The 22,897-nt window shown below is 48.0% G+C and carries 20 protein-coding genes; 14 read left to right on the top strand and 6 right to left on the bottom strand.

What is annotated here, in order from left to right; translation table 11 throughout:
- The first annotated feature begins 126 nt into the window (after positions 1 to 126).
- A complete protein-coding gene (gene fur, locus HCX92_RS12470) occupies positions 127 to 579 on the top strand; it encodes a ferric iron uptake transcriptional regulator (RefSeq protein ID WP_169295293.1) in 453 nt (150 codons plus the stop codon).
- Positions 580 to 609: 30 nt separating this feature from the next.
- Here fur and recN read toward each other — a convergent pair whose 3' ends face one another.
- Together recN and HCX92_RS12460 are read right to left on the bottom strand one after the other, a co-directional pair.
- On the bottom strand, positions 610 to 2,256 hold the full coding sequence (gene recN, locus HCX92_RS12465) for a DNA repair protein RecN (protein ID WP_169295292.1): 1,647 nt from the start codon (positions 2,254 to 2,256) through the stop codon (positions 610 to 612).
- Positions 2,257 to 2,276: 20 nt separating this feature from the next.
- Positions 2,277 to 3,161 carry an NAD kinase gene (locus HCX92_RS12460; RefSeq protein ID WP_169295291.1) on the bottom strand — a complete coding sequence of 295 codons (885 nt, stop codon included), beginning with the start codon at positions 3,159 to 3,161 and terminating at the stop codon, positions 2,277 to 2,279.
- 140 nt (positions 3,162 to 3,301) lie between these two features.
- Here HCX92_RS12460 and hrcA point away from each other — a divergent pair, with 140 nt between their 5' ends.
- From hrcA to dnaJ, 5 genes are all read left to right on the top strand, one after another.
- Positions 3,302 to 4,315: a heat-inducible transcriptional repressor HrcA gene (hrcA, locus tag HCX92_RS12455; protein WP_169295290.1), complete on the top strand. Its 1,014-nt coding sequence runs from the start codon at positions 3,302 to 3,304 to the stop codon at positions 4,313 to 4,315.
- Positions 4,316 to 4,328: 13 nt separating this feature from the next.
- The gene (gene hemH / locus HCX92_RS12450; RefSeq protein ID WP_246587450.1) at positions 4,329 to 5,399 is read left to right on the top strand and encodes a ferrochelatase; all 1,071 of its coding nucleotides are present in this window, start codon (positions 4,329 to 4,331) and stop codon (positions 5,397 to 5,399) included.
- 140 nt (positions 5,400 to 5,539) lie between these two features.
- Complete coding sequence (gene grpE, locus HCX92_RS12445) at positions 5,540 to 6,124, top strand: nucleotide exchange factor GrpE (RefSeq protein ID WP_169295289.1); 585 nt, start codon at positions 5,540 to 5,542, stop codon at positions 6,122 to 6,124.
- A 156-nt stretch (positions 6,125 to 6,280) separates the two neighbouring features.
- A complete protein-coding gene (gene dnaK, locus HCX92_RS12440) occupies positions 6,281 to 8,191 on the top strand; it encodes a molecular chaperone DnaK (RefSeq protein WP_169295288.1) in 1,911 nt (636 codons plus the stop codon).
- A gap of 110 nt (positions 8,192 to 8,301) precedes the next feature.
- A complete protein-coding gene (gene dnaJ / locus HCX92_RS12435; RefSeq protein WP_169295287.1) occupies positions 8,302 to 9,414 on the top strand; it encodes a molecular chaperone DnaJ in 1,113 nt (370 codons plus the stop codon).
- 130 nt (positions 9,415 to 9,544) lie between these two features.
- Here dnaJ and HCX92_RS12430 read toward each other — a convergent pair whose 3' ends face one another.
- The 3 genes from HCX92_RS12430 to HCX92_RS12420 all read right to left on the bottom strand — a co-directional run bounded on the left by HCX92_RS12430 (position 9,545) and on the right by HCX92_RS12420 (position 14,406).
- Positions 9,545 to 12,238, bottom strand: a complete 2,694-nt coding sequence (locus HCX92_RS12430; RefSeq protein WP_248290057.1) for a pitrilysin family protein — start codon at positions 12,236 to 12,238, stop codon at positions 9,545 to 9,547.
- A 107-nt stretch (positions 12,239 to 12,345) separates the two neighbouring features.
- The gene (locus HCX92_RS12425; protein ID WP_169295285.1) at positions 12,346 to 13,518 is read right to left on the bottom strand and encodes a VWA domain-containing protein; all 1,173 of its coding nucleotides are present in this window, start codon (positions 13,516 to 13,518) and stop codon (positions 12,346 to 12,348) included.
- Positions 13,519 to 13,530: 12 nt separating this feature from the next.
- Positions 13,531 to 14,406, bottom strand: a complete 876-nt coding sequence (locus HCX92_RS12420) for a MoxR family ATPase (protein WP_246587452.1) — start codon at positions 14,404 to 14,406, stop codon at positions 13,531 to 13,533.
- 148 nt (positions 14,407 to 14,554) lie between these two features.
- On the opposite strand from HCX92_RS12420, the gene HCX92_RS12415 reads away from it, so the two are divergent.
- Together HCX92_RS12415 and HCX92_RS12410 are read left to right on the top strand one after the other, a co-directional pair.
- A complete protein-coding gene (locus HCX92_RS12415; RefSeq protein WP_169295283.1) occupies positions 14,555 to 14,905 on the top strand; it encodes a c-type cytochrome in 351 nt (116 codons plus the stop codon).
- 14 nt (positions 14,906 to 14,919) lie between these two features.
- Positions 14,920 to 15,279, top strand: a complete 360-nt coding sequence (locus HCX92_RS12410) for a c-type cytochrome (protein WP_169295282.1) — start codon at positions 14,920 to 14,922, stop codon at positions 15,277 to 15,279.
- A 55-nt stretch (positions 15,280 to 15,334) separates the two neighbouring features.
- Here the strand turns inward: HCX92_RS12410 and HCX92_RS12405 are convergent, their stop codons facing one another.
- Positions 15,335 to 15,763: a DUF1841 family protein gene (locus tag HCX92_RS12405; protein WP_169295281.1), complete on the bottom strand. Its 429-nt coding sequence runs from the start codon at positions 15,761 to 15,763 to the stop codon at positions 15,335 to 15,337.
- Positions 15,764 to 15,970: 207 nt separating this feature from the next.
- Here HCX92_RS12405 and icd point away from each other — a divergent pair, with 207 nt between their 5' ends.
- The 6 genes from icd to cas2 all read left to right on the top strand — a co-directional run bounded on the left by icd (position 15,971) and on the right by cas2 (position 22,680).
- The gene (gene icd / locus HCX92_RS12400; RefSeq protein ID WP_169295280.1) at positions 15,971 to 17,227 is read left to right on the top strand and encodes an NADP-dependent isocitrate dehydrogenase; all 1,257 of its coding nucleotides are present in this window, start codon (positions 15,971 to 15,973) and stop codon (positions 17,225 to 17,227) included.
- Positions 17,228 to 17,337: 110 nt separating this feature from the next.
- The gene (locus HCX92_RS12395) at positions 17,338 to 17,799 is read left to right on the top strand and encodes an isoprenylcysteine carboxylmethyltransferase family protein (protein WP_169295279.1); all 462 of its coding nucleotides are present in this window, start codon (positions 17,338 to 17,340) and stop codon (positions 17,797 to 17,799) included.
- Between the two features lie 97 nt (positions 17,800 to 17,896).
- Positions 17,897 to 18,193, top strand: coding sequence for a hypothetical protein (locus HCX92_RS12390; protein WP_169295278.1), 297 nt, complete (start codon positions 17,897 to 17,899; stop codon positions 18,191 to 18,193).
- Between the two features lie 177 nt (positions 18,194 to 18,370).
- Positions 18,371 to 21,424, top strand: a complete 3,054-nt coding sequence (gene cas9, locus HCX92_RS12385; RefSeq protein ID WP_169295277.1) for a type II CRISPR RNA-guided endonuclease Cas9 — start codon at positions 18,371 to 18,373, stop codon at positions 21,422 to 21,424.
- Between the two features lie 4 nt (positions 21,425 to 21,428).
- Positions 21,429 to 22,340, top strand: coding sequence for a type II CRISPR-associated endonuclease Cas1 (cas1, locus tag HCX92_RS12380; protein ID WP_169295276.1), 912 nt, complete (start codon positions 21,429 to 21,431; stop codon positions 22,338 to 22,340).
- 13 nt (positions 22,341 to 22,353) lie between these two features.
- Positions 22,354 to 22,680, top strand: a complete 327-nt coding sequence (cas2, locus tag HCX92_RS12375; RefSeq protein ID WP_211182396.1) for a CRISPR-associated endonuclease Cas2 — start codon at positions 22,354 to 22,356, stop codon at positions 22,678 to 22,680.
- The last annotated feature ends 217 nt before the right edge of the window (positions 22,681 to 22,897 follow it).

The raw sequence follows: 22,897 nt of genomic DNA, 5'->3' as shown, positions 1-22,897 counted from the left end.
TGATAATAGTTCTGGGCAATTATAGGATTGATTGCACTGAAATATTTGGAAATTTATTCATTAAGCGCTTTCTTTGTGGCTAAATTTGACTATGATGCTGGGTCAGCATGATTTAGTGTGGGTGATATGAACGATCAAGTCAACGATCAAACCGAATTGAAAAACATGGGCCTTAAGGCAACTTTTCCGCGCCTTAAGATTTTGGATATTTTCCGTAAATCAGAAGCTCGCCACTTAAGTGCCGAAGACGTTTACCGTTTATTGATTAATGAAAATGTCGATATTGGCCTTGCCACGGTTTATCGTGTGCTGACTCAATTTGAACAGGCCGGTATTTTAACGCGTAGCCAGTTCGATAACGGCAAGGCTGTCTTCGAGCTTGACGACGGTGATCATCACGATCACCTGGTCTGTTCCGTTTGCGGGAAAGTAGATGAATTTACCGACCCTGAAATTGAGAAACGGCAATACAAAATTGCCAAAGACTATAATTTTAATCTTGAGAGCCATTCGATGGTTTTGTATGGTACCTGCGCCGACTGCGAGTCCAGGCACCCTTCCAAGAACCATTTGAAATAACGTTGGGCCTTCCCCTTTACGGAACAGGGCTCAAACCTGAATATTCAGCATTTCCCTTGCGTGCTCACGGGTGGTTTCAGTAATTGTGACGCCACCCAGCATGCGGGCAACTTCATTGATTCTTTCCTGCTCATCCAGTAAAACAATTTCCGAATGTGTTGTTTTGTTTTTCTGGTTTTTCTGAACCTGAAAGTGCTGTTGGGCGCAGGCAGCCACCTGTGGCAGGTGTGTGACACACAGCACCTGATGACGGCTACCCAGCTCACGTAACAGTTTTCCGACCACTTCGGCCACCGCGCCGCCAATACCGGTATCCACTTCATCAAAGATCAGGGTGGGAACCCTGCCTGCCTTGTTGGCCATCACTGACAGGGCAAGGGAAATACGGGCCAGTTCTCCACCCGATGCTACCTTGGCTAAAGGGCGCGGTGTTGTACCGGCATGGCCGGCAACATTGAACTCAACCTGTTCCAGGCCGTGTGGGCCAGGTTCTGCTTTTTGCAGATGGATCTCGAAGACACCGCCTTGCATCGCAAGGCTTTGCATGGCCTGGGTCACTTCCTTGCCAAGCGTGGAGGCGGTTTTTTTGCGGGCCTTTGAAAGTTCCTGGGCGGTTTCCATATAGGCGGCCTTACGTTGCGCTATGCTTTTTTCCAGTTCTTCAAGATTGCTGATTTTATTGAAATGGGCAAGTTTGACCTCAAGCTCTTGCTCAAGAGCGTGCAGTTGCTCGGGTTCTACCCTGAATTTGTGGGCCGTGTCAAAAATATTGCGCATGCGGGTTTCCAGCTCGGCCAGGCGTAAAGGATCAAGATCCACTTTGTCCAGGTAACTGTTCAGGTCGGATGCGGCTTCAACGCAGGCAATCCGGGCCGACTCCAGGGCATCGTAAACGCCTTGCAGGGCCGGATCGTTTTTAAGTAATTGAGCAATACGCTGGGTGGCGCTGTTCAGTTCGGATATCAGTGACTGCTCTTCGCCATCCAGGGTATTCAGGGTTTGTGTGGCGCCTTCCAGCAGGGAAGAGGCATGTGCCAGACGGTTGTGTTCGGTACTGACGTTTTCCCATTCATTCTTACCCAATTGCAATTTGGCAATTTCCTGAAGTTGCCATTCAAGACGTTCGCGCTCAAGGTTTTGCTGGGCGGCGTTTTCCTGTGATTCCTTGTACTGGCGAATGTCGCTTTGCCATGCTTTCCATTGTTGTGCAAGCGTTTGCAGCAGGCGGTTATTGTCGGCATGCGCATCGAGTAATTCGCGTTGGGCACTGTTTTTAAGCAGGCTTTGGTGGGCGTGCTGGCCGTGGATGTCTACCAGGTGTTGACCGATGCTGCGTAATTGTGCAAGGTTGGCGGGAACGCCATTGATAAACGCCCGGCTTTTACCCGAGCGGTCAAACACCCGGCGCAGCACCAGCTCGGAGTCATCCATTTCCTGCTCTTGCAGCCAGTCACGCAGGGAGTCCGGGCAGTCGAAAACCGCGCTGATATCGGTTTTATCGGCGCCCTCACGAATGGAATAGGTTTCGGCCCTGCCACCAAGTGCCAGCGCCAACGCATCAATCAGGATGGATTTGCCGGCACCGGTCTCGCCTGAAAAAACGGTAAAACCTTGGTCAAAGTGCAGATCCACCTGATCAACAATGACAAAATCGCGAATGTGTAATGAATGCAGCATGAGTGAGTGTAACCTTGTCTTCAAGACTCGGGCATGATGTTCCAGTGCAGTTTTTTGCGCAGGGTTGAGAAAAAGCTAAGGCCTTTGGGGTGCAAAAACTGAATCTGGTGTTGGGCTTTTTTTACGATAATCTGGTCGCCCAATTGAAGGTTTGACCAGGTTTGCATGTCAAAGTGCACGCTGGCACCCGTTTCGGCACGCCCGATTTCAGTGAGCGTAAGTTTCAGGGTGCCACTGGTTGGAATCACAATGGGGCGATTGGACAATGTTTGTGGGGCAACCGGCACCAGCAGGAAAGCACTGACACCAGGGTGCAAAATGGGGCCATTGGCGCTTAAGGAATAGGCGGTCGAGCCGGTTGGGGTGGCAATAATCAGGCCGTCAGCACGTTGCTTGTACATGAATTCGCCGTCAAGTTCCACGCTGATTTCAATCATGCCGCTACGGCCCGAGCGGTTCAGGACGACATCATTCAGGGCCAGTGCCGTGGTTAAGGTTTGCCCATCCCGAACCACCGAGGCTTCAAGGAGCGTGCGGGATTCCAGGGAGAAATGCCCGTCCAGGACGGACTGGATGGCTTGCAGGGCGTTTTGAAGCGGTATGTCTGTAATGAAACCCAGGCGGCCATGGTTGATGCCAATGAGCGGAATACCGTAGGGGGCCAGTTGGCGGGCGGCGCCCAGCATGGTTCCGTCTCCACCCATCACAATCACCAGGTCAGCCTGCCTGCCAATTTCTTCAATGGTCGCAACAGGCAGTTCAGCGACTCCTGTATTGGTGGCGGTCTCTTTTTCTATCAGAACGGAACGCCCGGCCTTTGTCAGGACTTCTGACAATGCCCGCAAGGGAGCATCCATACCGGAATCCTGATATCGGCCAATTAGTGCGACGGTTGAAAAATGCATGTCAAAAACAATATACAATAAGGTGAAATGTGGATATTACGACATCTTGACCGTAATTTCAGCATGTTCCTGAATACTACGAATGTGTCGCTGGTAAAAAATATCATACATGTAAGTGTGAATTTATAAGATATCGCAATATGGATGAACGCGCTAGTGCTTTACTGAAAGCTTTAATTGAACAATATATCGAGGATGGGCAACCGGTCGGGTCGCGCACGCTGTCAAAGCGCTTTGAGCTTTCTCCGGCCACAATTCGCAATGTCATGGCAGACCTTGAAGAGCTGGGTCTGATCCAAAGTCCGTATACGTCGGCAGGACGGGTGCCAACGCCCAAGGGCTACCGTATGTTTGTAGACCGTCTGCTGGCTGTTCGCCATTATCAGACCTTGTCGCCAGAAAACATCAATAGTGAAATCAAGGATGCCCTGTTGCACGCTTCTCCGGGCAAGGCCATGAATGCCGCGGCCGAGCTGGTGTCCAATTTGACCCAGTTTGCCGGTGTGGTTTTAACACCGCAGCGTTCCCAGGTTTTTCGTCATATCGAATTTATCCGCCTGTCCGAAAAACGCATCTTGCTAATTATTGTTACGCCCGATGGTGATGTGCAAAACCGGATTATTTCCGCGACCCGCGATTATGCCGAACAAGAACTGCTAGAGGCCGGCAACTTTTTCAACCAGCATTTTTCCGGCAAGTCTTTTGACGTGGTTCGTACTGAACTGGCCCGTGAACTGGCGAAACTGAAAGAGGATATTTCACAGCTGATGCAGGCCGCGGTAGATGCCGGCACCGATACTTCAGAACAAGATACCGTACTTATTTCGGGCGAACGTCGTTTGCTGGATGTGACGGACATGACGGCTGACATGAATTATTTGCGCAAAATGTTTGATTTATTCGAGCAAAAAAGCGAATTGATCCAATTGCTCGATATTTCAAGCCGCTCACAAGGCGTCCAGATTTATATTGGCGGTGACTCCCGGTTGGTGCCTATGGAAAATGTCTCGGTCATAACTGCTCCCTATGGGGTCGATGGTAAAATCATTGGCACATTGGGGGTGATCGGCCCCAGCAGAATGTCCTATGATCGAGTAATCCCCATTGTCGATATAACCGCCCGGTTACTATCCAACGCCTTAAGCCAGTACTAAGAACCATAACTTTATGCAGAATATACCTGAACCTGAAAAAAAGCGTGATCAGAACAATATCGTCAACCAACCCCATCAGGATATGAAAGCGGGTGTATTGCTGGTTAATCTGGGTACTCCTTCTTCTTACGCAGCTGCGGATATTCGTCGCTATCTGGCTGAATTCCTTTCTGACAAGCGGGTGGTCGAACTGCCGTCTTTGCTGTGGCAACCCATTTTAAGAGGGGCGATTCTTCCGTTTCGCGCCAGAAAACTGGTGCATAAGTACCAGCAGGTCTGGATGGAAGGCGGCTCGCCCTTGCTGGTTTACAGTCAGGCCCAGGCCCGACGGCTTGCCGAAGGTTTTGCACGCCAGGATCTGGACATACCCGTGGAGCTGGCCATGCGTTATGGCCGGCCTTCACTGGAAACGGCCATGGAAAGCCTGCGTCAGCAACAATGTGAGCGTATCCTGGTGGTGCCCATGTATCCACAATATGCAGCCAGTACCACCGCTACCATTCTGGATCAAATCGCCCGTATCGTGGCCGGTTTTCGTGATCAGCCCGAGTTTCGCTTCATTAAGCGTTTTTACAATGAGCCCGGCTATATCATGGCGCTCCTTGCCAAGATCAGGGCTTTTTGGCAGGAGAACGGCAAGCCGCAGCGTCTATTGCTCAGTTTTCATGGTCTGCCACAGAGCAGTGTCGATCAGGGAGATCCTTATTACAAAGATTGTGAGGGAACGGTTCATCTGTTAAAACAGGCGCTTGCCGATGAGGGTGTTGAACTGGACTTCAGTTTTCAAAGCCGCTTCGGGGCGCAAAAATGGCTTGGTCCGGCAACACAGGACACCCTTGAGTCTTATCCCGCCCAAGGGGTCAAGCGGGTTGATGTCATGTGTCCGGGTTTTGTGGCCGATTGCCTTGAAACCCTGGAGGAAATCCAGCTTGAATGTGCCAGCGCCTTCAAGCAAGCCGGTGGCGAACAGTTCAGATATATTCCTTGCCTGAATAGTGACGACGAGTGGATGAATGGTTTGGACGGGATTGTCAAGCGTCACCTGCAAGGCTGGTGCCCAACGCTGTCAGGTCCAATACGCTAACCATAGACCCTGCCTGGCGCTCATTGGCTGGGTTTGGACGTTTTGGGTGCGGGCGTTTTTTATGAAAACCCCCTCTTGAAATACCGGAATTTGCCTCAATCTAGGGTGCATTGAATATAAACCCATGTTTGGAGAACCGAATGTCACAAGAGAATAATCCTCAAAACTCACAAAATCCGGAACAGCCGCAAAATCCAGAAGTTGAGCAGCAAGCTGATGCAAGCCAAGAGGATACCTTGGAAGAAACCGTACTGATGGAAGAAAATCTGGCCGAGAAATATTCGGAACTTGAAGCCAAGGTTAGCCAATATCATGATGAACTTTTGCGTGCCCGTGCCGAAGTGGAAAATATCCGCCGCCGCTCTCAGGAAGAAGTGGCCAAGGCACGTAAATTCAGTACCGAAAGTTTTGCGGAAAGCCTGGTTCCGGTAAAAGACAGTCTGGAAGCCGCCCTGGCGCTTGAAAACCAGACAATGGAAGCGCTCAGGGAAGGAGTGGAAAGCACCTTGCGTCAGCTAACCCAGGCTTTCGAGCGCAATCATCTCAAAGAAGTGGCACCTGCCGTTGGAGATAAATTTAATCCCAACCTGCATCAGGCCATTTCCTCCGTACCATCCGAAGAGGTCGAAGCCAATTGTATTTTGCAGTCCTTGCAAAAAGGCTATACGATTTCCGAGCGCGTATTGCGTCCGGCGCTGGTCATGGTTTCAGCCGGTAAGCAATAAACCGGTTGGCAGTAAAAAGGCGATAAAAAAAATACGTTACGGATCTTGAAAACGGTTTTTGTATCCCCATATTGAAGGTATCCAACAATCCTGTTTTAAATTATTAAAACAGGATTTTTACAAAATTTCAGATTAGCTATTATTAAGGTAAGCATAATGGGCAAAATTATTGGTATTGACTTGGGTACAACCAACAGCTGTGTGGCCGTCCTTGACGGTGATAAAGTCAGGGTTATTGAAAACGCTGAAGGTGCACGTACCACACCTTCCATCATCGCCTACATGGACGATGGTGAAACACTGGTTGGCGCACCAGCAAAACGTCAGGCAGTCACCAACCCTAAAAACACGTTGTTTGCGGTCAAACGTTTAATTGGTCGCAAATTTGACGAAAGCGCAGTGCAAAAAGATATCGACCTGATGCCTTACAGCATTATCAAGGCCGATAACGGTGATGCATGGGTGGAAGCGCAAGGTAAAAAAATGGCGCCTCCCCAAATTTCCGCAGAAGTATTGCGTAAAATGAAAAAAACGGCCGAAGACTACCTGGGTGAAGAAGTCACCGAGGCGGTTATTACCGTGCCTGCCTATTTCAATGACAGCCAGCGTCAGGCCACCAAAGATGCGGGTCGCATCGCCGGTCTTGATGTCAAGCGCATTATTAACGAACCTACCGCTGCCGCACTGGCTTTCGGTATGGACAAGGCTGAAAAAGGCGATCGTAAAATCGCGGTTTATGACCTGGGCGGTGGTACTTTCGACGTTTCCATCATTGAAATCGCTGACATGGACGGCGAAAAGCAGTTTGAAGTACTGTCCACCAACGGTGATACATTCCTGGGTGGTGAAGACTTTGACCAACGCATCATCGATTACATTATTGAAGAGTTCAAAAAAGAGCAGGGCGTCGATCTGTCCAAAGACGTGCTTGCGTTGCAGCGCCTGAAAGAAGCTGCCGAGAAAGCCAAGATCGAACTGTCTTCAACCGCACAAACCGAAATCAACCTGCCTTACATTACGGCAGATGCTTCCGGTCCGAAACACCTGAACCTGAAAATCACCCGTGCCAAACTTGAAGCACTGGTTGAAGAGCTGATCAACCGCACGATTGAACCATGCCGTGTTGCCATCAAGGATGCCGGTGTCAAGGTTAGCGACATTGATGACGTGATTCTGGTGGGTGGTATGACCCGTATGCCTAAAGTGCAGGAAAAGGTCAAAGAGTTCTTTGGTAAAGAACCACGTAAAGACGTCAACCCCGATGAAGCGGTTGCTGCCGGTGCAGCTATCCAGGGTTCCGTATTGTCAGGCGATCGTACAGACGTGTTGTTGCTCGACGTTACCCCATTGTCTCTGGGTATCGAGACCATGGGTGGTGTCATGACCAAGATGATCCAGAAAAACACCACGATTCCTACCCGTTTTTCTCAGGTTTTCTCTACTGCCGACGATAACCAGCCAGCAGTAACCATTAAGGTGTTTCAGGGAGAACGTGAAATCGCTGCGGGTAACAAGGCACTGGGTGAGTTCAATCTGGAAGGCATTCCACCAGCACCTCGTGGTGTTCCACAAATTGAAGTCACGTTCGATATCGATGCCAACGGTATTCTGCACGTTTCTGCCAAAGATAAAGGCACTGGTAAAGAAAACAAAATTACCATTAAAGCCAACTCTGGTTTGTCTGAGGAAGAAATTGAGCGCATGGTTAAAGATGCGGAAGCCAATGCCGAAGAGGATCATCGTATTGCTGAGTTGGCACAGGCACGCAACCAGGCTGATGCCCTGATTCACTCAACACGCAAGTCATTGACTGAATACGGTGACAAGCTGGAAGCATCTGAAAAAGAAGCCATCGAAACAGCGATCAAAGACCTTGAGGCAACACTGCAGGATGGTGACAAGGCAGCGATTGACGCCAAGACAGAAGCGCTCATGACCGCTTCCCAGAAACTGGGTGAAAAAATGTATGCAGACATGCAGGCCCAGGCAGGTCAGGCTGAAGCAGCCCAGCCCGCAGATGAGAATGTGGTTGATGCCGACTTTAAAGAAGTCAAGCGTGACGCATAAGTGATCACCTCAATGTGAGCTGAATACCCGGTTTCTGTCTTAAAAGGCTTAACCGGGTATTGTTTTTAAATCTATGAAATTTGTTAAAGAGTTATAAAGGCGTATAAATAATGGCAAAGCGTGATTATTATGAATCTCTGGGTGTCGCCAAAAACGCCACGGATGAGGAAATCAAGAAGGCTTACCGCAAGCTGGCAATGAAGTACCATCCTGACCGCAATCCGGATAGCAAAGAGGCCGAAGATAAATTCAAAGAGATCAAGGAAGCCTATGAGATGCTTTCAGATCCCGAGAAACGGGAAGCGTATGATCGCTATGGCCATGCAGGTGTAGATCCCAATGCAGGAATGGGGGCCGGTGCCGGCAACTTTGGAGATGTGTTCGGTGATATTTTCGGAGACATCTTTGGGGGCGGTCGTCGTGGCGGTGGCCCGCAAGTCTACCGGGGAGCCGATTTGCGTTACAGTCTTGAGATTACCCTTGAACAGGCCGCCAAAGGCTTCGATACCGAAATACGTGTGCCCAGCTGGGAGAACTGTGAAGTTTGCCATGGCACGGGCGCCAAGCCAGGTACCAAGCCAACCACCTGTCATACGTGTGGCGGCAGTGGTGCGGTTCGCATGCAGCAGGGCTTTTTCAGCGTCCAGCAAACATGTCCCACCTGTCATGGTTCGGGTCAGGAAATCAAGGATCCCTGCACATCATGTGATGGGGTAGGCCGCAAACGCAAGAACAAAACCCTGCAGGTCAAGATTCCTGCCGGTATTGATGAAGGTATGCGCATCCGTTCGGCGGGCAATGGTGAGCCAGGTGTCAATGGTGGGCCTCCAGGTGATTTGTATGTTGAGATTCACCTTAAGGAACACAGTATTTTTGAGCGTGATGGTGATGACCTGCACTGCCAGGTGCCGCTACCTTTTGTGACGGCAACCCTGGGTGGAAACCTTGAAGTACCCACTTTGGGGGGCAAAGGTGAAATTACCATTCCTGAGGGTACACAAACCGGCAAGACTTTCCGTTTGCGTGGCAAAGGGATCAAAGGCGTTCGTTCCAATTATCCGGGCGATTTGTATTGTCACGTGATTGTAGAAACACCGGTACGTCTGAATGAAGAGCAGAAAGAGCTGTTGCGTAAATTTGAGGCGGCGCTGAAAGATGGTGGAGACCGTCACTCACCCCAGAACAAGTCCTGGACTGATCGGGTCAAGAAGTTTTTCAGTTAGTCAGCGGTAAAGAAAACATCAGCTTTTAATAAAAAATGCACGTTTTATAACGTGCATTTTTTTTATCAATATGTGCCGTAAGCCCCCTTTGGGTAAGGGGGCCATGGAACGGGGTTTGCCCCGTACCGGGTTAGTCAGCCTTACCCAAAAAATCACCGGCAAAAGCTTCAGATATGTTTTCCGGCTTCAGATAGGTTTTCATGGCCTGGAGGACATCTGCCGTGGTCAGCTTTTGAAGGGACTCCTCAAACTTCCGGTTCCATTCAAAGGTGCGGTCCAGTGACAGGTATTTCAGCCAGGTCGAAGACAGGACGCTATCTTGTGAGCGGGCCAGTGAACGCAGGTTTAGGACTGAACGGATGCCATCGGCCAGTTCCTCTTCGGTAAAGCCATCCTTCAGGGTTTTCTGAATGGTTTCATCAATCAGGGACTTGAGCCGCTCTTTTTCGGTGGGCGAATAAATGGCTTGCAATGCCCATGTACCGGAAGGCTCGAAAGAGGAAATATTCAATGAACTGCGGATACTGTAAGACATCCCTTCCTGGGTGCGGATACGGGTCCAGAGGCGGGACGTTTCCGTAGCACCCAGCAGATAGTTGGCCATGAACAGAGCCGGATAATCCGGGTCGTCATTTTGCATTTCTATCGGCAATCTGGCCATATAAACGGCATTGGACTTGTCGGGTGTCTCAATCGTGAACGTCTCGGGTTTGACGGCATGGTAGGGCGTGTCTATGCGTTCATAGCGGGGCGCCTGTTTCCAGTCTTTCAGGCCATTTTCAAGAATTTGCCTGATTTGCAGCGGGTCAAAGTCGCCCACCACGGCAATATCAATATCACCCGCACCAAAGAAGTTGCTTTGGAATTCACGAAGTGCTTCGGGTTTGATGGCCTGGATGTTTTCGATCAATTCTTCATACGTGGGGACATAACGGACATCCCCTTTGGGCCAGATATTGCTGTGGCGACTCAGGATATTATTGGCCAGTGCCCCAGGTTCGGTCATGGCGTTTCGAATCGACGTGATAACCCGTTCCTTGTACTCATCCACTTCTTTGAGCGGGTAGCTGGCCTGTTGGATGAGTTCAAGGCTGAGTTGCAGCAACTCCGGGAAATGCTTTTTATGGGTGGAAAGGGATACCATCAAGCGGTTGCCACTGATGCCGTAATGAATGCTGCCTTGCAGGGCATCGATACGGTCCTGGATTTGCTGACGCGACATGGTGGCCGTGCCATTATCCAGTAACGAAGCCGCGGCCGCGGACAGGCTGGCCATATTTTCCATAGCCTTGGCATTGGCGAACTGGATTTTATAATCGGCCTGGACACGATTGCCCCTGGTGGGCTTGACCAACATGGCGGTGCTAATGGTGCCATTGGGCAACCGGATCACGTCCCGTTGGGTCAGTTTGTCGATATTTTCAGGCGAAGCGTCGAAAGCATCCGTTTGCGTAAAAGAGGGATCACCTTTATAGTCTTTCAACAATTGTGCAATATCGGGCGTGGTTTCAAACGGAGCACGTTGCGGATTATCGGCGGGTTTGTAAAGTCCGCTGGTGCGGTTGCTGGCCAGCAAATAAGTGTTGATGGCCTGTTGGACATCTTCCAGGGTGAGGTTCTTGACCCGGTCGCGTTCCAGAAAGAAAAGTCGCCAGTCGCCCGAGGCAATGGCTTCAGACAGGCCAATACCCATTTGTTCTGTACTGGAAAACAACTCATCCCATTGGGTCAGCCAATTGTTTTTGGCTCGATCCAGCTGCTCTTGGGTGATGGGGTGCCTGGCACTTTGCTCAAGTACCTCATGCAGGGTTTGCTGCGCTTTGGCGATGTCCATGGTGTCATTCAGCTGGGCGCCAAAAAAGATGAGTCCAGGGTGATGGTGTGCCATGGCAAAGCCAAAAACACCGGTGGCCAGGCTGTTTTCCACCAGTGCTTTGTAAAGCTGACCCGAAGGGCTGTCGGCCAGAATGCTGGCAGCGATATCCAGCATGATATATTGTTCACTGGACGCGGCAGGAATATGGTAAGTGGCGGCAATAAAGGGCATGCCACCACTGCGCTCCAGGATAACCTGGCGCTCGCCGTCCTGTTGGGGCTCTATCGTGGGAGCTTCGGTCAGGGTGCGTTCGGGTTTGGGAATGGTGCTGAACAGTCCATTGATCAGGTTGAGAGTTTGCTCGGGCTCAAATTTGCCGGCAACCACCAAAACCGCATTGTCGGGCTGGTAATAGCGGTCGTAAAAATCACGCAGCTCACTGGCCTGCATGCCTTCAAGATCACTGCGGGCACCAATGGTGCTGTTGCGGTAATTGTGCCACTGGTAGGCCGTTGAACGCATTTTTTCTGTCAGGCTCCGGAAAGGATTGTTTTCTCCGCGCTCAAGTTCATTCAGGACAATGCCCCGTTCCGCATTCAGGTCTTCTTCCTGGATAGAGGCATTACGCATGGCATCGGCCTGCCAGGTCAAATACCATTTCAGGGTTTCAGGGTTGCTGGCAAAACTGGCATAGTAGTTGGTACGGTCTGCCGAGGTGGAGCCATTGGCCTGCAAGCCTCGTTTGGAAAATTCAGACAGTGCATTGGGTGTGTTGGGCGTGCCCCTGAACATTAAATGCTCAAGCAGGTGAGCCATGCCGGTACGCCCGTATTGTTCGTGGCGGGAACCCACCAGATAGGTCATGTTGACCGTGGTGGTGGGTTTGGATTGATCGGGAGCCAGCAGAACCCGTAAACCGTTATCCAGTTTGTATTCGGTAATGCCTTCGATACTGTGGATTTGTACCGGCTGGGTGAGGGCGCCTGCGGCGGGAATGGGTAATGACATAAAAAGGAAAAAAGAAAGTAGTAATAAAGTAATGTAAGGCGAAAGTGGCAGATGTTGTCTCATGGCTATTTGTATGATTAGGCAAATACTGCGTTGACAATAAGCGGCTATTTGGACAAGAACCGCATACCTTCTTCCAGACCGGCAACCGTGACTCCGTACATGCGGTCTTGCACAATATTGCGGATAAGTTCGATGGATTGCCGGTAAGGCCAATAACTGGTGGGTTCGGGATTGAGCCAGATGGATTTGGGCCAGTGTTCCAGAAGCCGCTGCAGCCAGGCAGCACCGGTTTCCTTGTTGTAATGCTCTACCGAGCCGCCCGGGTGCATGATTTCGTAGGGGCTCATGGTGGCATCGCCCACCAGGATCAGGCGCCAGTCGGCATTGTATTTTCTCAGCAGCTCCCAGGTGTCTATGTAGTTGCGGCGCCCGTTACTGTTATAGCGCCAGACGCGTTCGTAAACGCAATTATGGAAATAATACACTTCCAGGTGATGGAATTCGCTGCTGGCCGCCGAAAACAGTTCTTCAACGCGGGCGATGTGGTCATCCATGCTGCCGCCCACATCAAGCAGCATAAGGACCTTGACGTTATTATGACGCTCGGGAATCATTTTGACGTCCAGATAGCCGGCGTTGCGGGCCGTACTGCGGATGGTGTCATCCAGATCGAGCTCTTCGGCCGCTCCTTCGCGGGCAAAGCGGCGCAGGCGTCTTAAGGCAACCTTGAAGTTGCGGGTGCCCAGTTCCTGTTGGTCATCATATTCCTTGAACAGGCGCTCATCCCATACCTTGACGGCAGTGCGATGGCCAGCGGACTCTCCACCTACACGGATGCCCTCAGGGTGATAGCCACTGTTGCCAAAAGCGGAAGTGCCTCCTGTGCCTATCCATTTGTTACCGCCGGCATGCCGTTCCTGCTGTTCTTCAAGGCGTTGCTTGAACAGCTCCATGAGTTTTTCCCAGCCATGCTTTTCGATGGCCGCTTTTTCTTCTGGCGTGAGTGAATTCTGCAATTCGTTCATCAGCCATTCCAGCGGGATTTCCTTGCTGTCGGCCAGTTGGGCCTCGACCCCTTTGGCAAAAAGGGAGAAGGCCTGGTCGAAGCGGTCAAACAGCGTTTCATCCTTGACCAGTGTCATGCGTGACAACAGATAAAAATCATGCAGGGTAGGGGCCATGACCTGCTCACGCAAGATCTCAAGCAGGGTGAGGTATTCTTTGACAGATACCGGCAGCTTGTGATTGCGAAGGTGGTAAAAGAAATTGATAAACATGGGTAGCCTGACTTATGAGCGGCGCATATTTTGCGCCATGGCGGAAAGTCGTTCCAGCAGGCTCAGGTCCTGTTCGTTTTTCAGGAGGGCACCTGCCATGATGGGTATTGCCGTGGCGGCATGGGCATCAATTTTGCCGGCACTGATATCTTCGGCAATCAGCAGTGACAGCCAGTCAAGAAACTCGGAGGTGGAGGGTTTCTTTTTCAGGCCGGGCGCTTCGCGAAGGGTAAAGAAATGATCCAGGGCGGCACGCAGGACTTCGGCCTTGATATCGGGGAAATGCACATGCACAATGTCTTTTAACGTGGCACGATCGGGAAACTGGATGTAATGGAAAAAGCATCGGCGCAGGAAGGCATCGGGCAGCTCTTTTTCATTATTTGAGGTAATAATGACCAAGGGGCGGTGTTTGGCCACAATGGTTTGTTGGGTTTCGTATACATGAAACTCCATTTGGTCCAGTTCGCGCAATAAGTCGTTGGGGAACTCGATGTCGGCCTTGTCAATCTCGTCAATCAGGACAACGCAGGGTTTTTCCGACTCAAAAGCCTTCCACAGCACGCCTTTGTTAATGTAATTGCGGATATCCTTAACCCGCTCATCGCCCAGCTGGGAGTCACGCAGGCGGGAGACGGCATCGTATTCGTAGAGCCCTTGATGCGCTTTGGTTGTGGATTTGATATGCCATTGCAGCAAGTCGCGTCCCAGGGCATGGGCCACTTCTTCGGCCAGCATGGTTTTACCCGTACCGGGTTCACCCTTGATTAACAGTGGACGCTGTAAAGTCAGGGCGGCATTCACCGCCAGCTTAAGGTCTTCCGTCGCTATATAACGGTCTGTTCCAGAGAATTTTGTTGAGTCATTAGGGTTTATAGGTATATTCATTTCCATCCTGCAACATAAAAATAGGGGTTCAATACATTAAGTATTAATACTAAACCGAATTGATAGTACAAATCGTAAAATCAATCCATCGCAGCTCTATCCGTTGTTTTTAATTAAAATTCTTAACAATCACCAAGAAGAGCCATATATGACGAAACAATCGTTAAAGCGTACCATAAATTTGTTCGCCATCATGGCGGGCTGTGCAACAGGGGCGCAGTCATTTGCACAGCAGGCTGCCCCTGTTGGGGATGTAGAGGCAGGGAAAGGTAAAGTATTTATGTGTATTGGCTGTCATGGCATAGAGGGATACCGGGCCAGTTTCCCCGAAGTTTACCCGGTTCCCAAGATTGCGGGTCAGAATGCTGAATATATTGTTGCTGCCCTGAAAGAATACCAGGCCGGATCCCGTACCTTCCCGTCAATGATTGCCATTGCCCATAGCCTGTCAGAGCAGGACATGCTTGATCTGGCAGCCTATTACGCACAAATTCAATAGTCGGAGACACTGTCATGAAACAGGTAAATGTAATGTTGGCAGGAGTTGCTCTGGTCATTTCGGGGGCTGCGCAGGCCACCGATTTAAAGGCCGGAAAGGTCGCGTTTGAGACAAAAGGGTGTGTGGCCTGTCATGGTGCCGATGGCGTTACCACACTGGCGTCCATGTATCCCATTCTGGCCGGACAGCATGGCGATTACCTGAAGCATGCCCTGCTGGCTTATGCCCGTGGTGCGCGCAATGCACCCGCTTCTGCCAATGTCCGTAAAAACCCGATTATGATGGTGCAGGTCCAGAACCTGACGCTGACCGATATTGAGAATATTTCGGCCTGGCTGGCCACCTTGCCCAGCGGTTTAAGCCACCGGCGCTAACAGGCAAGGTGTTTGGCAGGCCGGTTGATGAGCCCAGGGAGGGCCGACGGACCGGTTAATGGCGTTTTACCCGCTGACGCAACAAATCCAGATATTGATTGTTGTCTAACGGTTTACCCAGGCGTTGGGCTTCCCAAATGACTGTTCCCAGACACTCCATGATTTCGTGAGCGGCCTCGTGCGGGTTGCTGCCGGCAGCCAGGGTCTGGAAGATATCCTTGAGGCCCGGAGGGCTGTTAATGGATATTTGCTCTTCAATGGCCAAATGCATGGACAGATGTAAAAACGGGTTGACCTGACCCTGGTCGACTGAAAAATCCTTGCTTTTGGATTCGGGGTTTTCAAGTACGCCGTGATATTCAGGGTGTTGCTGTATCCAGTTCAGGGCGATGGACTCAAGAGGAGTCAGGATTTGTTTAGTCTGGTGTTTGCGCCAGGTATCGATAAAGAAGTCTCTGACCTGGTCACGGGAAGGGTTGAACATAAGTATAGTGAAGATAAAAAACAGGTTACATGCTATTTTGCCTCAGAATTGTCCGAATCAGGAAATATTTCTGAAAAAATGGCAATGTTTTTAGGCGGTTTAAATTTTTTCAGTTAAACTATGTCAGTCTTATATAAGACTTGCGGTTTACTCCTATCAGGCCGCAGGTTTTAGGTTAATTGTCTTAATGTGGGTTACGGAGCCAACATGTCTTATCAACATATCAAAGTCCCGGCAGCGGGCGAAAAAATCACGGTTAACGCCGATTTCTCTCTGAATGTACCAGACCAGCCAATCATTCCTTACATTGAAGGTGACGGTACTGGTGCAGACATCACACCAGTCATGTTGAAAGTGGTTGATGCTGCAGTTGCCAAAGCTTACGATGGCAAACGTAAAATTCACTGGATGGAAGTGTATGCTGGTGAAAAATCAACAAAAGTATACGGTCCAGACGTATGGCTGCCAGAAGAAACCCTGGATGCCGTCAAGGATTACGTTGTTTCCATCAAAGGCCCTCTGACCACACCCGTTGGCGGTGGCATTCGCTCACTGAACGTGGCACTGCGTCAGCAACTGGACCTGTATGTCTGCCTGCGTCCCGTACGTTACTTCAAAGGTGTTCCTTCACCCGTGCGTGAGCCCGAAAAAACAGACATGGTTATTTTCCGTGAAAACTCGGAAGATATCTATGCCGGTATCGAATTCCCGGCAGAATCCGATCAAGCCAAAAAACTGATCGATTTCCTGCAAAATGAACTGGGCGTAACCAAAATCCGCTTCCCCAACACTTCCGGTATCGGCATCAAGCCCGTATCACGTGAAGGTACACAGCGTCTGGTTCGCAAAGCCATCCAATACGCGATCGACAACGACAAACCAAGCGTTACCATCGTTCATAAAGGCAACATCATGAAATACACCGAAGGTGGTTTCCGTGACTGGGCCTATGAACTGGCACAAAAAGAATTCGGCGCTGAATTGATCGACGGTGGCCCATGGTGCAAATTCAAGAATCCTAAAACCGGTAAAGACATTATCGTTAAGGATTCTATCGCTGACGCCTTCCTGCAACAAATCCTGTTGCGTCCTGCCGAGTACTCAGTTATTGCCACACTGAACCTGAACGGTGACTACGTGTCTGACGCATTGGCTGCACAAGTTGGTGGTATTGGTATCGCTCCCGGTGCCAACCTGTCCGACTCTGTTGCCATGTTTGAAGCCACTCACGGTACAGCACCCAAATACGCAGGTAAAGACTACGTGAACCCAGGTTCAGAAATCTTGTCTGCAGAAATGATGCTGCGTCACATGGGCTGGACTGAAGCCGCAGACCTGATCATTTCCTCTATGGAAAAATCTATCCTGTCCAAGAAAGTAACCTATGACTTTGCCCGTCTGCTGGAAGGCGCAACACAGGTTAGCTGCTCTGGCTTTGGTCAGGTAATGATTGAAAACATGTAAGCCGGTTTATTGCTTAGGCAATAACCTGTTTGTAAAACCCGCACTGCTTATGGTGGTGCGGGTTTTTTGTTACCATTTTCCTGGGCAGACATGTTTTTATGGATATTGTTATGAATAAGCTTGAAACCAGAATTCCTCCACCACTCATTGCGATTGTCATCGGGCTTGTGATGTGGCAATTGATCCCGGCGGCCATGAGCGTTGAAGAGGGGGCGCTGATACGCCAGAGTATTGCCGCCATCGTGGCATTTATTGGTCTGGCATGCGATTTTCTGGGGGCTGTTTCATTCCGGAAAGCAAAAACCACAGTGAACCCCATGAGCCCTGAAAAATCATCGGCCCTGGTGTGTACGGGTATTTATAAGTATTCACGCAACCCGATGTACCTGGGTATGGCTTTGTTGTTGCTGGCGTGGGCCATTTACCTGGGGTCTGTATGGGCTTTGTTGGGTGTGCTGGCATACGTACTGTATATCACCCGTTTCCAGATTATTCCCGAGGAAAGAGTCATGGAAAAACTGTTTGGGCAGGAATATCTGGCGTATAAGGCGAAAGTGCGGCGTTGGTTGTGAGGGTGGGGTAATTTTACGTTCTTGTTTTCATTTTTGAGTGCTATGATTGATGTAAGAGTGTGTATAAAGTGTAATGACAAATTTAAGGAGAAAGGCAATGCCACCCAAGCATAATTTTGAATGGCGTTCGCAGCGGGAATATCACAACTTGTTTGTAAACCGGGCCGATAATGATCTTGCCGGGCCTGCATGGCGGATAGAGGTTGTAGGGTTGCCCGGTGAGGGCGTACCTGGCAAACAGGTGGATCAATCAGATTTGTCTAAACTGATAGACCCTTCCACAGGCGGGTTTTGGGAAATGATGTGTTTTGATGACTGGTTGTTTGATTTGGAGAGGATTGAGATTTTGTATCCAAGCCGGATGGTTAGGATTTGCATTGCTGAAAAAACCTGATTTTTTAGGTGAAAAATTTTCTTTATATTAAAAGTAAAAGCCGCACATGTGCGGCTTTTCATTTTGTGCATATATTTGCTTGTTAGCGTCCACAGCACATATCTCAATCAATTAAGGGTTTTTATAGTAACATAGAATTACAAAAATAACAAAATATTTTTTTAAGTTGAGGGAATTATGGCATTACTACGACGTTATAGGCTTGCTTTGGATGTTGGAAGTACATCGATCGGTTGGGCTGTTTTAAGATTGGCCTCTGATACAAATACACCTACTGCAATTATGAAAGCAGGTGTGCGTATCTTTCCAGATGGGCGTAATCCAAAGGATGGAACCTCTTTAGCGGTTACAAGACGGCAAGCACGCTCAGCCAGGAGAAGGCGTGATCGTCTGTTGAAAAGAAAAAACAGAATGCTTGGGCAATTAATTGAATTGGGTTTTTTTCCTGCAACAGCAGAAGCCAGAAAAGAATTGGAAAAACTGAATCCCTATGAGTTACGGGCAAGGGGGTTGGATGAAGCTCTAACGCCAGCAGAATTTGCCAGAGCGCTTTTTCATATTAATCAGCGTCGTGGTTTTAAAAGTAATCGGAAAACAGACAAGAATGAGAATGAAAATGGTGCACTGAAAACAGCTATAAAAAAAGTAAAAGAAAAAATTGAAAATAGTGAAGCACGAACCATAGGTGAATACTTGTATAAACGTATGCTGAATGGTGAAACCGTACGTGCCCGTTTACGTCAGACCAGAATGGCTCAGGATAATGGTCGTGACAAAATAGAAAAAAATTATGATTTGTATATTGACCGCTCAATGATTGAGGATGAATTTGAGCAGCTGTGGCAAGCGCAGGTACACTGGAATCCAGTGCTGTTTAATGAGTCAAACAAAGCCTTATTGAAAAATACTCTCCTTTTTCAACGAAATCTAAAGCCGGTTAAGCCTGGGCGTTGTACATTTTTGCCAGAATTGGAAAGGGCTCCATTGGCATTGCCAAGTGTCCAATTATTCAGGATTTATCAAGAGGTAAATAATTTACGTTATCTGGATGAAAAATTTAATTTAATTCCATTAAACAGGCAGCAACGTGATTCAATCGTTGAAGAGTTAAATAAAAATCAAAAACGTTCTTTTGATCAAATACGTAAAAAATTAGGTTTTTCAGGGGCCGTCAGATTCAACATCGAAGATGATAAAAGACAGGATTTAAATGGTAATAAAACAGCCTCTATTTTGGCTAAGAAAAGTTTTTTTGGTAATAATTGGTTTACCTTTCCTGTCACCAAACAAGATGAAATTGTTCAGAAGTTATTGGTCGAAGAGGATGAGGCCAAGCTCATTGAATGGTTAATTAATAATACAGGTGTTGATGAGGCAACGGCAGAAAGTCTGTCTTCAGTGGCTTTGCCTGATGGTTATGGATCTTTGTCTTATGAGGCGATCGGCAGAATCCTGCCTTACTTGCAAGAGGAAGTTATAACGTATGACAAGGCGGTATTAGCGGCTGGTTTTGATCATCATAGTATGTTGGATGAGTCGCGTGATGGAGAAGTGCATGAAGAGCTGCCATATTACGGTCTTCCACTGGAAAGGCATGTTGGCTTTGGCAGTGGCAAGCCTGAGGATTCATTAGAAAAAAGATATGGAAAAATTGCCAATCCAACAGTGCATATCGGTTTAAACCAAATCAGGATTGTAGTGAACGCCCTGATAAAAAAATATGGTCATCCCACCGAGGTGGTGGTTGAAGTAGCCAGGGATTTAAAGCAAAGCAAGGAGCAGAAAGATAAAGAAAGGAAACAGCAAGCTGAAAATCAGAGAAACAATGCAAGGCGTCGTGAACAAATCGCCGGCATATTGGGTATTAGCGAAGAAAGGGTGAGTCGCAGCGATATCCAAAAAATGATTCTTTGGGAAGAACTTGCGTATGATCCTATGGACAGAAAGTGCCCATACTCTGGAGTGCAAATTAGTGCTTCAATGCTTTTTAGCCCTGAGGTCGAAATTGAGCATATTCTGCCTTATTCCAGAACGCTTGATGATGGTATGAATAACAAAACTTTGTGTATGAGATTGGCAAATCGATATAAGGCTAATAAAACACCTTATGAGGCGTTCGGCACACAAGAAATTGCCGGTTTTAATTACGATGAAATGGTGCAACGTTCAAAAGGCATGAAAAAAGAAAAGTCTTATCGTTTTCTGCCTGATGGCTATGAACTTTGGTTGAAAAACGACAAGGATTTTCTGGCAAGAGCGTTGAATGACACCCGTTATTTAAGTAAATTAACTCGTGAATATATCAAATTGATATGTCCGAATACTTGGGTGATTCCTGGCCAAATGACAGCCAGATTAAGAAGCCAGTTCGGTCTTAATGACGTCTTGGGTTTGCACGGTGAAAAAAATCGTAATGATCATAGGCATCATGCCGTTGATGCATGTGTTATTGGTATTACTGACAGGTCTTTACTGCAACAATTTTCCAGGGCGAATCAACAGGCCCGAGAAAAGAGGCTGGAGCGTTTGGTTGAGAATTTGACTCCTCCATGGAAAACCTATCGTGAGCATGTGGAACGTGCTGTGAATAATATTTGGGTTAGTCATAAACCGGATCATAGCCATGAAGGTAGAATGCACAATGATACAGCGTATTCTTTATTGGAGGACGGATATGTTGGTTATCATAAAAATAATAATGGCCAAAAAGAATTCATAAGGGAAAAGCTGGCTGTCATCAAAATGACTAGCAATAAAGCCAGGGAAAGACATGGCGTTTTACCTGATGGCTCATTACGCCCTTATAAAGGATATAAGGGGGACAGCAACTATTGTCTTGAAATAGTCAAGAATGAAAAAGGGAAGTGGGACGGTGAGATAGTTTCAACGTTTGAGGCATACCAAGTTGTCAGAAAACATGGGGATGCAGTATTAAGGAATAGAGAGCAAAGTATTTCAGGTAAGCCATTGGTGATGCGCTTAATTAGGGGCGACATTTTGAGATGTATGCATGATGATATTATTATGACTTTAAGAGTAGCTGTAATTAAATCATCTGGGCAAATGCTATTGGCTTCTCACCAGGAGTCTAACGTCGATGCGAGAAATCGTGATAAAGATGATCCCTTTAGATATATATCAAAGACAGCAAGCTCTCTTCAGAAAAGTCAGGGAAGAAAAATTACGATTTCACCCATTGGTCAGGTAAACGATCCAGGATTCAAGGACTAGGCTTATGCTCGGTAGAATTGTCGAAATTGCAGAAGATAACCGTCATCTTTCTCTTTATCGAGGTTTTTTAAAAGTCAATTCAACCGAGGGGGATCGTGAGGAGCTTGGCCGTGTGCCTTTAGATGATATTTCGGCAGTAATAGCTAATGCCTATGGCATTAGCTATACCAATAATATTTTGGTCGCACTGGCAAATATGGGGGCACCGTTTGTTTTATGTGCTGAAAATCATAATGCCGTTGGCATGTTACTGCCTATTGAGGGGAACTATGAGCAGTCAAAAAGAATGGATGCGCAAATTGCAGCATCTGTTCCGTTAAGGAAAAAACTCTGGGCCAGTATTGTTAAATCCAAACTTGAGCAGCAGGCATGTGTGCTAGAAGTAATTGGTGCACCTTTTATACCAATACAGGCTTTGATTAAAAAAATAAAAAGTGGTGACTCAACAAATATTGAGGCGCAGGCAGCAAGAAGATACTGGTCACTGTTATTTGGGAAGGATTTTAGGCGAGATCGTGATGAAACCCAGATTAACGGATTGTTAAATTATGGCTACACGGTTTTGCGTGCTACCACTGCTAGAGCTATAGTGGCTGCGGGATTACATCCAAGTATTGGCTTGTATCATAGTAATGCAGGCAATGCCATGAGGTTAGTAGATGACTTGATGGAACCATTCAGGCCAATGGTGGATTTAAAGGTTTACCAATTGGTCCAAGCTGGAAATAATGAGGTTAACCAGGAAACCAAAAGAATGCTGGTAAGAACAATGTATGAGGATATGCAAACTCTTGCCGGTATTACTCCCTTAACCGTTTGTACTCAAAAACTTGCTACTTCATTGGCATTGGTAATGTTAAAAGAAAGAGACAGGCTTGAGTTGCCATTACCAAGTTTGCCGATTTCACTTACCTGAATTGAGGTTTTCTATGTTATCAGGATACAGGCTTATGTGGATAATCGTAATGTTTGATCTTCCTGTTATGGAAAAAGCAGAAAGAAAAGCAGCGACTGATTTCAGGAATGCTCTGTTGGATTTGGGGTTTGAAATGTCGCAATTTAGTGTGTATATGCGTTTTTTTTCGAGTTCCAAGCAAATAGAAACCTGCTGTAAGAAAATTGAGTCAGGGTTGCCTAAGGGTGGTAAAGTAAATATACTGCAATTAACTGATAAACAGTATGAAAAGATTATTTCTTTCCAGAGTAAAGTGAAAGAACCAGCTAAAAAATCACCAGATCAATTTGATTTATTTTGAAATAAATATGGAATTAGTTAAATACAAAGCCAATAACTTATTTGAAATCAAATGGTTATTGGCTTTGTATTTTAACTGATTGAGATATGTGCTGTGGCCGGAACTACATATCGAGGACATTGCGGACAACGTAGATTTTAACTGATTGAGATATGTGCTGTGGCCGGAACAAAAGCACCGTCTTCCATCAGTGACTCCGCATTTTAACTGATTGAGA

This window comes from Advenella sp. EE-W14 (assembly GCF_012923605.1).
In the GTDB taxonomy this organism is placed as follows: Bacteria; Pseudomonadota; Gammaproteobacteria; order Burkholderiales; family Burkholderiaceae_B; genus Advenella; species Advenella alkanexedens.
Note: the sequence above shows the minus strand (reverse complement) of the source record. Positions and strands in the feature narration are given on the sequence as shown.